The 11,894-nt window shown below is 37.6% G+C and carries 13 protein-coding genes; 7 read left to right on the top strand and 6 right to left on the bottom strand.

Going from position 1 to position 11,894, the window contains the following annotated elements; translation table 11 throughout:
• Positions 1-82: 82 nt before the first annotated feature.
• Together V7083_RS14430 and V7083_RS14425 are read right to left on the bottom strand one after the other, a co-directional pair.
• Entirely contained in the window at positions 83-784 is a 702-nt protein-coding gene (locus tag V7083_RS14430) for a pirin family protein (protein ID WP_335478938.1), read from the bottom strand.
• A gap of 195 nt (positions 785-979) precedes the next feature.
• Complete coding sequence (locus tag V7083_RS14425) at positions 980-1,363, bottom strand: nuclear transport factor 2 family protein (RefSeq protein WP_335478936.1); 384 nt, start codon at positions 1,361-1,363, stop codon at positions 980-982.
• Positions 1,364-1,748: 385 nt separating this feature from the next.
• Here V7083_RS14425 and V7083_RS14420 point away from each other — a divergent pair, with 385 nt between their 5' ends.
• The 3 genes from V7083_RS14420 (at position 1,749) to ribD (ending at position 4,497) form a co-directional block, all read left to right on the top strand.
• Complete coding sequence (locus tag V7083_RS14420; protein ID WP_335478934.1) at positions 1,749-2,528, top strand: DODA-type extradiol aromatic ring-opening family dioxygenase; 780 nt, start codon at positions 1,749-1,751, stop codon at positions 2,526-2,528.
• Between the two features lie 129 nt (positions 2,529-2,657).
• Positions 2,658-3,413 (top strand): GTP cyclohydrolase II, encoded by a 756-nt coding sequence (locus V7083_RS14415; RefSeq protein ID WP_335478932.1) that lies wholly within the window; start codon positions 2,658-2,660, stop codon positions 3,411-3,413.
• On the top strand, positions 3,406-4,497 hold the full coding sequence (gene ribD / locus V7083_RS14410; protein ID WP_335478930.1) for a bifunctional diaminohydroxyphosphoribosylaminopyrimidine deaminase/5-amino-6-(5-phosphoribosylamino)uracil reductase RibD: 1,092 nt from the start codon (positions 3,406-3,408) through the stop codon (positions 4,495-4,497). The genes V7083_RS14415 and ribD overlap by 8 nt, the downstream gene beginning before the upstream one ends.
• A gap of 80 nt (positions 4,498-4,577) precedes the next feature.
• On the opposite strand, the gene V7083_RS14405 is transcribed toward ribD, so the two are convergent.
• Together V7083_RS14405 and V7083_RS14400 are read right to left on the bottom strand one after the other, a co-directional pair.
• Positions 4,578-5,531 carry a D-2-hydroxyacid dehydrogenase gene (locus V7083_RS14405; RefSeq protein ID WP_335478928.1) on the bottom strand — a complete coding sequence of 318 codons (954 nt, stop codon included), beginning with the start codon at positions 5,529-5,531 and terminating at the stop codon, positions 4,578-4,580.
• A 104-nt stretch (positions 5,532-5,635) separates the two neighbouring features.
• On the bottom strand, positions 5,636-5,905 hold the full coding sequence (locus tag V7083_RS14400) for a YqhV family protein (protein ID WP_335478940.1): 270 nt from the start codon (positions 5,903-5,905) through the stop codon (positions 5,636-5,638).
• Positions 5,906-6,068: 163 nt separating this feature from the next.
• Here V7083_RS14400 and V7083_RS14395 point away from each other — a divergent pair, with 163 nt between their 5' ends.
• Genes V7083_RS14395 through V7083_RS14380 form a run of 4 tightly spaced genes read left to right on the top strand, consistent with a single transcriptional unit; the run spans position 6,069 to position 10,096 of the window.
• Positions 6,069-7,628: a spore germination protein gene (locus V7083_RS14395; protein WP_335478926.1), complete on the top strand. Its 1,560-nt coding sequence runs from the start codon at positions 6,069-6,071 to the stop codon at positions 7,626-7,628.
• Positions 7,625-8,776, top strand: coding sequence for a Ger(x)C family spore germination protein (locus tag V7083_RS14390; protein WP_335478924.1), 1,152 nt, complete (start codon positions 7,625-7,627; stop codon positions 8,774-8,776). Before V7083_RS14395 ends, V7083_RS14390 begins: the two co-directional genes overlap by 4 nt.
• Before the next feature lie 4 nt (positions 8,777-8,780).
• Positions 8,781-9,005, top strand: a complete 225-nt coding sequence (locus V7083_RS14385) for a hypothetical protein (RefSeq protein WP_335478922.1) — start codon at positions 8,781-8,783, stop codon at positions 9,003-9,005.
• Positions 9,002-10,096, top strand: coding sequence for a GerAB/ArcD/ProY family transporter (locus tag V7083_RS14380; RefSeq protein ID WP_335478920.1), 1,095 nt, complete (start codon positions 9,002-9,004; stop codon positions 10,094-10,096). The genes V7083_RS14385 and V7083_RS14380 overlap by 4 nt, the downstream gene beginning before the upstream one ends.
• Positions 10,097-10,137: 41 nt before the next feature.
• Here V7083_RS14380 and V7083_RS14375 read toward each other — a convergent pair whose 3' ends face one another.
• Together V7083_RS14375 and V7083_RS14370 are read right to left on the bottom strand one after the other, a co-directional pair.
• Positions 10,138-10,902: a sulfite exporter TauE/SafE family protein gene (locus tag V7083_RS14375; RefSeq protein ID WP_335478918.1), complete on the bottom strand. Its 765-nt coding sequence runs from the start codon at positions 10,900-10,902 to the stop codon at positions 10,138-10,140.
• A 156-nt stretch (positions 10,903-11,058) separates the two neighbouring features.
• A partial coding sequence (locus V7083_RS14370) for a YIEGIA domain-containing protein (RefSeq protein ID WP_335478915.1) occupies positions 11,059-11,894 on the bottom strand: 836 nt, incomplete at its 5' end.

The raw sequence follows: 11,894 nt of genomic DNA, 5'->3' as shown, positions 1-11,894 counted from the left end.
ATTTGTGGAAGATCTAAAAAGAATTTTAAAATCAAATTAAAAAATGAAAATGGTCCTTCGTAAAGCACGAAGGACCATTTTTTTAGGAAATTTTCTCCATCTCTAAAACAACGAAATGTGCAGTTTCATTAGCCTTAATGAAGATATTCTCTTCCACAATTTCCAATGCATCTCTTGTTTTTAAAGTAACAGTATTAATCATGGAGCTTCCTTCAACTTGCACTAAATAGGCCTGCCGATTAGCGTCAACTGGAAACTCAATTTCTTTGCCTGCTTCCAATTCAAGGGCATAAATATTTACGTCCTGGTTTATTTTTATAGGAGCACTGCCGTTTTTGCTTGATACCATGTGGAGCCATTTATTTTGTCTCTCGTCCCAATCAAATCGGTAATCACCGTAATTTGGTTCGTAGCCTGCTTGATCTGGGTAGATCCATATTTGCAAAAATCTTAATGTTTCCTCACCCAAATTATGCTCACTATGAAACACACCGGTTCCTGCACTCATATATTGAACATGTCCCCGCGAGATAGTGTTTTGATTGCCCATACTGTCACCATGAGTTAGCTTACCATTCACGACATATGAAATGATTTCCATTTCTTTATGTGGATGAAAATCAAAGCCTGTACCAGGGGCAACTAAGTCGTCATTTACCACCCGCAGTTTTCCAAACTGTATGTTTTGTGGATTATAATATTCCGCGAATGAGAAATGAAAAATACTTCTAAGCCAACCCAAATTACTTTTACCCATATTTGTGTGATCTAATTTCTTTAACATACTTTTACACCCCTTATTTGTATTTTAACAATCTCAAATTTAATTATCTTGAATTCGAGATAATAATATAATATTTGTCCCTGTTTGTCAAATAGGGGATTGATAATATTTCTAGAAGTAATCTTCAAAGAGAAAAAAGAGTCGTAACTACGACTCGGGAGCTATTTGTTAAGAGTAGAACCTGCTTAAGCTGTTTTAACTATAATCTTCAATTAAAGAAATTTTTCCTTCTTTAAAACCAAATAGAGACTTTCCTATGAGTTGTAACTTATCACCTGATTTTAATCCATTGGGTAAATCAACAGCTAGTATTCCCTCATAATCAATTTGCACCTCAACTTGATTGTCAATAGTTGCAATGTTAATAATTGTTTGTTTTCGGCTTGAGAAGTTCCTTGACGACTTTTCGGCAAGTTCTCTAAATTCTAGTATTCCTTTGGTCTCCGTGTCAACTTGACCATTTGAAATATTTCTGAACAAGATTTCATCATGTAAAAGCTTAAACATATCATTAACATTAAACGAATTGTATGCATCTACATATTTTCTAACCATTTCTTTTTTCTCTTCACCAATCATTCTCTTAACTCTCCTTTTTCACTGGTTTTAACTTAATAATTCGATGCGGGTAGAACTATTCCTTTTGGATTAGAAAAAAACGAATGTAACTTATCTTCCATTACAATAATTGCAAAAATTTTCTCGACCATACACAATATGTCTATGAAAACCCACTAAACACAGCTATATACTTTTTAGGCGATTTCCTGTTTAGGTACTTCAATACTGAACACCATATAAAAATATAACCTTTTTTAAGATGGAAGTTTTTAAATAGAGAACTTAATTTCATATTTACAAATTTATTATCTCATGCTAAGCTTTAGCTAAGTTATCCTAATAAGAAATAAATTTTCGTATAACAAAACTAAATATAAACCGATATAAAGAGGAGGAAATAGTTATGATGCCATCATTTTTTATTGCCCATGGTTCTCCCATGCTTGCAGTAGAAAACAATGAATATACACAGTTTGTTAACCAATTAGGAAAAGATTTGCCTCGTCCAAGGGCCATTGTTTTGTTTTCAGCTCATTGGGAATCAAGAATCCAACAAGTGGGCAATGTTGAGCAGTATCGGACCATTTATGACTTTGGAGGATTTGATGAAGAACTATATAAGATTCAATATCCTGCCAGAGGAGATCAACAAATGGCTTCAGAAATTGAGAATTTATTCATTGACAGTGGAATACCGTTTGAAAAAGATGTTCAGCGTGGTTTAGATCATGGAGCTTGGGTGGTCCTTCGTATGCTTTATCCAAATGCAGATATTCCTGTCATATCGATGTCAGTCAATTCGAGACTAACACCTCAAGAACAATATAATATTGGAAAAGCATTATCAGCTTTAAGAGAAAAAGATATTTTAATTATTGGCAGCGGTGGAACATCTCACAATCTTCGTGCACTTAACTGGGCAGACGATGGACGAGCTGATGAATGGGCCCTTGAATTTGAAAATTGGCTCGCCTATCATATCGAAAATTGGGACTTATCAGCACTTTTTCAATACAATCAATTAGCCCCAAATGCACAGTTTGCCGTGCCTCCGTACGGGACTGAACACTTTGTTCCGATTTTTTATGCAATGGGCGCAGCAGACAATGAGCATAAAGCAACCTTACTCCATCGTAGTTTCCGTTATGGAAATCTAAGCCATAGCGTGTGGCAATTTGGATAATATTCGTAAAATACGCTAAAATGGGTTTATCTCTACTGACTGAGGTAAACTTTTTTCTTTTTATATTGGATACCAATAACTTTCATGAAAAAACTAACAATAAGTCTTTAATTAGGGGGATTTTAAAAAATGGCACAGACGAAATTTGATACAAAGGTTCTTTCTGTCTTAAACGATAAGATTCAATTAATAAAAACAGACAAAGGGGCCATTTATTTAGTAGGTCCGATTCGCCTGCCAGTTAATCTATATGGGGAAACAGTTATTTTTAATTGGTATTGCTGGTTAAATTGTGATGAGGTAACAGAGAATTTTGAGCGTATTATTGAAAAATTATCATCAGCGAATTTAGCCGAATTCCAACAATCTAGTGTGTTGGTTTACGGTGATTTTGAGTATGGAGATGACGCCATTATAAGAATGCACTCCATTTGTCACACTGGGGATATTTTTGGCAGTAAAAGGTGCGACTGTGGATTCCAATTAAAACAATCGATGAAAATGATTGTAGAGCACGGTACGGGAGCATTATTTTATTTGGCGAACCATGAAGGAAGGGGAATTGGTTTATTTAGTAAAGCTCTTGCCTACATTCTTCAAGAAAATAATTATGACACCGTTGAAGCAAATCAAGCACTTGGCTTTGTTGATGATTCCAGAAATTATAGTGATGCCATACAGGTTTTAAAGGCATTACGTTCCAAACCTGTCGCCTTAATTACAAATAACCCGAAAAAATTAACGGCATTAAAAGAGTCCGGTTTACCGGTTTCAGGCAGGGAACCTTTATGGGGAGACGTGTCTGAATTTAACGAGAAATACTTAGAAACCAAAGTGAAACGATCTGGTCATTTGAGGGAAGAGGAGACCTGTTGTAATGACTAATCACGAGTTTTATATGGATTTGGCCTTAAGTAATGCAAAGGCGATGAAAGGACAGACAGATCCGAATCCATTAGTTGGGTCGGTCATTGTGAATGATAATCGGATTGTGGGAATTGGAACCCATTTGAAAGCAGGAGAACCTCATGCTGAAATTCATGCTTTAAAAATGGCTGGAGAAAAAGCAAAGGGCGGAACCATTTATGTTACACTTGAACCATGTTCACATCATGGCAGAACTGGCCCCTGTGCCGTAGCCATAGTGGAAGCTGGAATTAAAAAGGTAGTGATTGCCACTCTTGATCCGAATCCAATTGTTTCCGGAAACGGGGTTAAGATCCTTAAGGATGCAGGTCTTGAGGTGATCGTTGGAGTTCGACAAGAAGAATCCCGAAAAATGAATGAAGTGTTTAATAAATTCATCGTTCAGAAAAAACCCTTTATTACCTTAAAAGCTGGGACAACCCTGGATGGAAAAATAGCGACTCATACATCGGATAGCAAATGGATCACCTCACAAGAGTCGAGGTTGGATGTTCATCATATGAGAAATGAACATATGGCAATATTAGTCGGAGTAAATACGGTCTTAAAGGATAATCCAGAATTGACTGCCAGAATCCCAAATGGACGGAACCCCCTCCGGGTTATTTTAGACTCTACCTTAAGAATTCCGCTGGATTCAAAGGTCATCACAGACAAGCAAGCGGAAACTTGGATTTTTACAAGTAATAAATATGACCAAGAGAAAGAGTCTGTTTTACAATCACTAGGGATTAAAGTGTTTCAAACGAATGGTTCAAAAAATGTACATCTAAAAGAAGTCCTCGATCTATTGGGTGAACACCTTATTTCCTCTGTCTTAGTTGAAGGGGGAGGGACGGTTAATGGCTCCTTTTTAGAGAATCAGCTTATTGATAAAGTGGTTCTTTATTTTGCCCCTAAATTAATCGGTGGAAGAGATGCCCCTACCTTCTTGGAAGGTACTGGGGTAGATAAAATGCTTGAGGCAATTGAGTTAACAGATACAACGATTGAAAAAATCGGTAAGGATTTTAAATTTATTGGATATCCGATCTATAAATAAATCTGGATAAAAGCACTCCATTGTATTGGGGTGCTTTCAGTTTAATAGTTTATGAATCACTAATAGACTTGTTGATTGATTTAATATCCGCGCTTCCAATCAACTACACCTGCTAATGGTTGTCCAGCCATGTATCGATTCAAATTTTCTGCAAAGAAATCACAAACACCATCAGCCGTACTTGGTCCTGAAAGATGGGGCGTGATATATACGTTTGGAATGGAATAAAGCGGGTGTTCTACTGGCAGAGGCTCCGTCTCGAACACATCAAGAACCGCAGCTCCAAGGTGTCCAGTTTTCAACACGGTTACCAAATCGTTTTCATTCATTAATGCTCCACGACCTACATTAACGATTATCGCTCCAGGTTTCATAGACAGTAATAGCTCGCGATTTACTATATGATAAGTAGACATTGTTAAGGGAAGGGTCAATACTAAATAATCTAAGTCCTTAACAAATTCAGGCCATTGATCTGAAAAAAAATGTTTGTCTACTATTTCCGAATTAACTCCACTTTTACTTAAGCCAAATACCTTCATCTCAAAGGCTCGGGCTTTTCGGACAATCTCAGTACCGATCGACCCCATCCCTGCCACCCCGATTGTTTTTCCTGCTAATGAATCAGCAATAAATGGATCCCAACGATGTTCCAATTGTGCCTGACTGATTCGTGCTACATCTTTCACTAAATATAATAAATACGTAAAAACATATTCAGAAATATTACCGCCAAATTGGTCTACAATCCTTGTTAGAATCAAATGATCAGGGATTGAAGAATCAGCGACCAAATCATCCACTCCAGCCCCAGTGGATTGATACCATTTAACAGAAGCCGCAGCAGACAAACTCAATAATTCAGTAGGAAACTTCCACCCTAAAATGACCTCAGTGCCGAATAACAAATTTTCTGCTTCATCACGGGTTGTTGCAACCATAACAGAAAAAAATCCTTTTTTTCGTATACAGTTCGCGTATTCCTCAGCCTGATTTGGACTATAAACTAGAATGTTTGGTTGTCGAATATTCATAAAATTCACCCCTCTTAACGTCAAATGTTATCAAATGGAACTAATAAATACTACCGTTTTTCCTCAAAAAAAAACGAACAGCACAGCCATTCGTCCTCCCTTTTTTAAGATTTCATCACCCCAATTAAAATACAGCTTACCCCGAGAAAAATCCAGGCAATTTTAGCTATGGAAATATTACCTCCCATCATTCCCAAAACACCAATGGTAGTTGTTAAGATTAAAACCACCGGTCCTACAAGGGCTAAAGAACTATTTACCAGTAATGCTTTTTCAACTGTATTAAATTTAATCATTAATATGGCAGCAAAAATTTCTATACTACCTGAAAGGACCCTTAAAGTGGCCATACCAAGTACTGCTTTTTCCAGCATATTAAACATAATAACCCCCAGAAAAAAAGATCTTGTACAGTATATGTTCAAGTCGCTTTGATCAGGACAGGTTTATGAACTCATTAACCAAATCAGGAATAAATTTCTATCTTTTGGTCAAATTAAGGTTGGATATTCTTACTCTTTAGTGTGGAGATTTGTAATGAGAAAATTATTGAAACCTAAGAAAACAAGTAAAAAAGTGATAACTAGTGATGAAACGAAAAAACCAATTCAAGCTGACATAATGGATAATATTGAGATTTTACAAGAGTTGTTTAAAGATTGCACGGATATTGTTTTTCGTCCCTTTATAGCAGGAAAGGTAAAAGCTTATTTAGTGTTTGTAGATGGTTTTATTGATTCGCTTTCTGTTGAAATGCATGGTTTAAGGCAGCTCATTGAGGAGATTGAGCGAGAGAGATTAACCATTGACGTTTTAAAAGAAAGAGTCATATCTATTAGCTCTATTGCTGAAACAACAGAACTGGATGAAGCGGTAAGTAATGTATTAAAAGCCAATACGGTCCTATTTGTAGATGGAATGCGGAAGGCCATCATTTTTGATGCTAAAGGAGGAGAGCGGCGCAGTGTTGCAGAGCCGCAAACAGAATCAGCTGTTCGAGGGCCTAGGGAAGGGTTTAATGAAAGATTACGAGTCAATACGGCCCTCGTGCGCCACAAAATTCGTTCGAATCGATTAAAGATTCTGTCCAAGGAAATTGGAGAAGAGACCCAGACTGGGATCGCCATTTTATACGTCGAGGGACTGGCACCTCCTGAGCTTGTCAAAGAAGTTTTGGCACGTCTTGACCGCATCAAAGTAGATGGGGTTTTGGAAAGTGGTTATATTGAAGAATTTATCGAGGATAGTCCATGGAGTATGTTTCCGCAAATTCAAAACACTGAACGTCCCGATACTGTTGCTGCTAATCTTCTCGAAGGAAGAGTGGCCGTGATTATTGATGGTACTCCATTTGTTCTGGTCATGCCTGCCACGTTTTGGCAGTTTTTCCAAGCGAGTGAGGACTACTATGGGCGCTATCACATATCTGCATTTCTTAGATTGTTGCGAGTCGGTTTTTTATTTATCGCTTTAACTTTACCTGGTATTTACGTGGCTGTAACAACTTATCATCAAGAAATGATTCCAACATCCTTACTGTTTTCTATTGCCGCAAGCAGGGAGGCGATCCCTTTTCCTATGTTTGTTGAGGTCCTCATTATGGAATTATCATTTGAAGCACTTAGGGAAGCGGGGGTAAGACTTCCTCAGGTGGTAGGACAGGCGGTCGGGATTATTGGGGGTTTGGTCGTAGGACAGGCAGCTGTAGAGGCGGGAATTGTATCAGCTCCTACCGTAATCGCTGTTTCCATGACTGGAATTGCCTCGTTTACAATTCCTCGGTTTAACATGTCAATTTCCATCAGAATGCTTAGGTTCCCATTAATGATCTTAGGCGGGATGTTTGGCCTGTTTGGAGTGGTGTTAGGAACCCTTATAATTCTGACACACCTTTGCAAATTGCGTTCATTCGGCATCCCTTATTTTTGGCCGCTTGCCCCGTTATCCTTTCAGGCACTTAAGGATGTGTTTATCCGTGTGCCTTGGTGGGCAATGAACGACAGACCGAATCAATTTGTGAAGCGTGATTCCATAAGACAGACAGAACATTTACAGCCGTCCCCTCCCGAAGGTAACGAAGAAGGGAGCCCAACATGAAAAAGAGTTTACTATTGCTGTGCCTATTATGTTTGATCATGTTGACTGGCTGTTGGGATCGACAAGAGATCAATGATATAGCATTTGTTGTTGCAACAGGTGTGGATAAAGGAGAACGACATAATTACAGATTTTCAGTGCAAATACCTCTTCCAAGTTCTTTAGGCGGTTCGGGTTCGAGTGGCGGTGGAGGCGGAACAAGCGGTGAGGGACCGTTTTTCGTTGCTCAAGGAACTGGCGGCAATTTGCGTGAAGGGATGGAGGACATCCAGATCAGATTATCCCGTAAACTTTATTTTGCTCATAGAAGGGTGTTAATTATTGGGGAGGATCTGGCAAAGCAGGGGATTACCGAAACATTAAACGCAGTATTCATACAGCCGCAATCCCGAATATCCACCTTCATTGTCATCTCTAAAGGGGATGCTGTTAAAATGTTAAATACTCAGCCAAGAATGGAACAATTTTCAGGAGAAGCGATTCGGGAAATGGCGAAAGCGAGCACCAATACAACGGTTAAGGACACTCTACAGGACTTGGACCGTCCGGGGAAAGATACGATTATACCTGTTATTGAAAATACTGGAACGTTAAAAAAAGAAAAAAACGGGAAAGAAATCCTAATGAGCAGTTTTGGCGTGTTTAAAGGTGATAAGATGCTATTTCTCACCAATAAGAATGAATCCCAAGGAATACTTTGGCTTTTAGAAAAAATGGCAAAAAAGACATATTCTTTTCCTGTTGATGAAAATCAAGAGATTACTTTACAAATTATTGATAGCAGTGTTAAAACAAACTTCCATTCTGTTCATGACAGACCTGTTTTTTATCTCACTATTAAATTGAATGGAACTCTGTTAGAAAATGAACCAAATTTAAGGATTGAAGACCCTTCAACTTATCATCTTATAACCAAAAAAATGGAGAAACAAATCAAAGCTGATATAAATTCTATTATTTCACACGCCCATTCTCAAGGAGTCGACCCGTTTGGATTTGGATGGTATTTATATCGAAATCACAATATCCAATGGGAAAATAAGTGGCAGAAGAATTGGGGTAAGATACTTTCTGACTTGAAAGTCAATGTGAAAGTTGATGCGGATATTCAACGGATCACTAACTCAGGAAAAGTAGAGAAAGGATGACATCATGAGTATTGGTATTGTGATTGTATGGATTTCGCTGATAGTCTATTTAATCGTGGTCTTAAAAGCAAAAATTATAGATAAAAAAGAGCGGAAGTGGGTGTATTTGCTCATCTTAGCAGCGATGGGAGTTTCGCTTTTGGTCGCCCTCCATTTTTCCTTAAACAGTGTTACAAATTTTTTGAATAATTCTTTTGGAAGAATTTCAAGGCTGGTTGTCGATATATGAGGCAAAAAATATCCAATCTTCAATTGATGTTATTAGTGGCCAACTTTATTTTTACCTCCACCATCATCAGCCTGCCTCAGATTATGGTTCAAATCGGAGAACAAAATACTTGGATGATTCCAATTATTCTTTTTCCTGTTTTTCTGTTCTTGACTTTTCTGATTTTCGGAAAGAAACTTCATGTCGATCGCCTTAGCCGAATGTTTTTAATCGGACAACAAAGCAAAGTTTTAGAAAAGGGATTTGTTCTTATTTTTATTGCTTTTGCGTCCATTTTGTTTTTACGCGATTTAAGGGGGGTAATTGATTTTATTGCCGCCGTGTTACTACCCAATACACCTATTGATATGATAATGGTGCTTTCTGTATTTGTCCTCGTCTATGTCAGTATGGCAGGAATTGAGGTTATCTCCCGAATTAACGCAGTCCACTTCGGGATCCTGTTTGTGATCATTCTTCTTTTGCCATTGCTTTTACTCAATGAATGGCAAATAGGGAATTTTCAGCCTCTTCCTCATTTTAAAACAGTAACATCTTTAATAAAATCAAGTTTTTTTACTTTTGCCTGGATGGGGGAAATGGTTTTATTTATCCTAGTGATTGCTAATGTTAACCCAGTAGGTGCAGCTAGAAAAGCAGTCATTTCAGGGACTGCTTTAGGATTATTTATGTTTTTGATTATCCTTATTTTAGATATTTCGGTACTTGGTGTAAAACTTGTCAGTGAAGCTGCCTATCCTTCTTATATTCTAATACAACAAATTAATTTAACGGACTTCCTCGATAGAATTGATTTGCTAATTGTTGCGGTTTGGGTTCCTACATTTTTTGCTAAAGCAGCCTATCTTCTTTATGCTATTAATTATTGTACAAGCTTTTTATATAAGTCCAATACAAACAAGTTTCTCTTTCCAATCGGCCTAATACTGGGGTATTTATCGATTCTATTATTTAAAAATAGTATGAATCACCTGCACTTTTCTTTTTACACATGGACATCTTTGGGGTTATTTTTAGAGGTGATGATTATCGTTTTATATATTGTTATAAGGATCAGGTACAAAGATATAAAGGAACCATTACATTCTTAAATAAAAACACGGCGGGCGGGCCGTGTTTTTTTAAGGGGTATTTAAATTAATTTGATCCCACTAACTAAAATCATCAGGGCCATAATGGTTCTTAATGGTTTAGCCGGAAATTTGGAAGAAAGGGTACTGCCCAATAGGACACCAGGAATGGAGCCTAACAATAGATTGACCATTAATAAATAATCGATATTGCCTATGCCAGCATGCATCAAACCCGCTGCTGATACGAGTAAAAAGGCGTGGGCAATATCTGTACCAACCAATTCGGAAGGAGTCATTCTATATAGGTACAACATAGCAATGGCAAATAATGATCCTGAACCAATGGAGGTCAGCCCGACAATAAAGCCCAAAACAGCGCCAATCATGATGGTCATGGTCCGCTTTTCCTCTAAAGACTTCATCTGAATTTTATTCCACACCAATTTGTTTTTTATAAACGTTTTAACCAAGGTGGCAAGAGCGACTAATATTAATACATATCCTAATGCATGTTTAATGATTTGCTCCTGATTATGAAAATAAGAATCAAATAAATGAAGAATCCCTACCGCTAAAATGGCACTAGGAATACTCCCCATAGCTAAATGTTTGACCAGCTTCAGATTAATCGTTTTTTGCCGCCAATGCTGGAAGGAACCAAACAGCTTTGTTATGGAGTTGTAAAAAAGATCTGTCCCAACTGCGATGGATGGGCTAATGCCAATTAAGATTAATACTGGTGTTAATAGCGCCGCTCCGCCAACTCCAGTTAACCCAACCATAAAGCCAATTAACAGCCCCATTATGATAATGCCAATACTCATAAGGCACACACTCCAATATCTCTTTATACTAAACGTCACAATAAAATATGAAGTAGTTAAATGCCTTGTTACTTTACAAATGAAATTGACCGAAATACGAGCATGGATTCGGAGCAATAGAAAAAGAGCACCAAAGACTTTTTTTCCTTGAATGCTCTATTCCTTACCTGCCATATTTGTATTCATCACTTCTGAGGTTTTTTTCGTGCTTTCGAGCAATGGAGTCTTCTTTACAGCTTCAATGAACCGGTCAATATCTTTAATAATAGGGACTAAAGCAATTACGACCCGTCCTTTTTCAAAATCCTTTCGGGTAAATGAGTATCGTTTCAATCCAATCGTTCTTGCAGCTTCAAATAAAGCGGCCTGTCTTTGGCCAAAATTGTCTAGTGTAATTCTAAATCGTTCTTCATTTGGATGAATGACTACGGCTAGACCTTCTCGTTCAAACAATTCCGAAGCATAATCCGTACCCAATAGGTTTGAAACAAAGATCCCATCTACATATAAATCAGAGCCCTTTACCTCTATTGAACCTTGTTCCACTTGAGCTATATCTCCAAGTGTTTTACCCTTTGAAAATCGTTTTAATACGAAGAATACAAGAAAGCCCACAACCGCACCTGATAAACAATCAATCCAAGTAGTTTTTGTATCCACCACTTGCATGGTTATTGCTGTTACAAGTGCAACAATTAAAGAAAAATAATTTCGGGATTCAAATGTTTTGGCAATCCCGTCGATATATGCATCGCCTCGATAAGCATATTCAGTATTTTCGAGATCCTTCAAACTTTCTCTCTCTGATTTACGGACATCTCTAAATTGCTGTGTAGCCGCAGTTAGAAATGTAACGGCAATGAAATTTTTAGTCATTAATGCTGGGATTGCCACAGCACCAATGGAAGCTGATACAAATCCAGTCACTACATGAATCAAATATCCATTCGGGTAACTGGGGTATTGTCGATAATCCTCTTTAATAGTAAACA

This window comes from Bacillus sp. JJ1764 (genome assembly GCF_036962145.1).
Taxonomy (GTDB): Bacteria; Bacillota; Bacilli; order Bacillales; family Cytobacillaceae; genus Neobacillus.
The sequence above is the reverse complement of the archived record's forward strand: the minus strand, read 5'-3'. Positions and strand labels throughout refer to the sequence as shown.

Bases quoted from the DNA above. Each gene is read 5' to 3' on its own strand.
- ribD (WP_335478930.1), top strand. From the start codon at position 3,406: ATGACTAATCACGAGTTTTATATGGATTTGGCCTTAAGTAATGCAAAG.
- V7083_RS14385 (WP_335478922.1), top strand. From the start codon at position 8,781: ATGAGTATTGGTATTGTGATTGTATGGATTTCGCTGATAGTCTATTTA.
- V7083_RS14405 (WP_335478928.1), bottom strand. From the start codon at position 5,531: ATGAATATTCGACAACCAAACATTCTAGTTTATAGTCCAAATCAGGCT.
- V7083_RS14375 (WP_335478918.1), bottom strand. From the start codon at position 10,902: ATGAGTATTGGCATTATCATAATGGGGCTGTTAATTGGCTTTATGGTT.
- V7083_RS14425 (WP_335478936.1), bottom strand. From the start codon at position 1,363: ATGATTGGTGAAGAGAAAAAAGAAATGGTTAGAAAATATGTAGATGCA.
- V7083_RS14430 (WP_335478938.1), bottom strand. From the start codon at position 784: ATGTTAAAGAAATTAGATCACACAAATATGGGTAAAAGTAATTTGGGT.
- V7083_RS14390 (WP_335478924.1), top strand. From the start codon at position 7,625: ATGAAAAAGAGTTTACTATTGCTGTGCCTATTATGTTTGATCATGTTG.
- V7083_RS14400 (WP_335478940.1), bottom strand. From the start codon at position 5,905: ATGCTGGAAAAAGCAGTACTTGGTATGGCCACTTTAAGGGTCCTTTCA.
- V7083_RS14395 (WP_335478926.1), top strand. From the start codon at position 6,069: ATGAGAAAATTATTGAAACCTAAGAAAACAAGTAAAAAAGTGATAACT.
- V7083_RS14380 (WP_335478920.1), top strand. From the start codon at position 9,002: ATGAGGCAAAAAATATCCAATCTTCAATTGATGTTATTAGTGGCCAAC.
- V7083_RS14420 (WP_335478934.1), top strand. From the start codon at position 1,749: ATGATGCCATCATTTTTTATTGCCCATGGTTCTCCCATGCTTGCAGTA.
- V7083_RS14415 (WP_335478932.1), top strand. From the start codon at position 2,658: ATGGCACAGACGAAATTTGATACAAAGGTTCTTTCTGTCTTAAACGAT.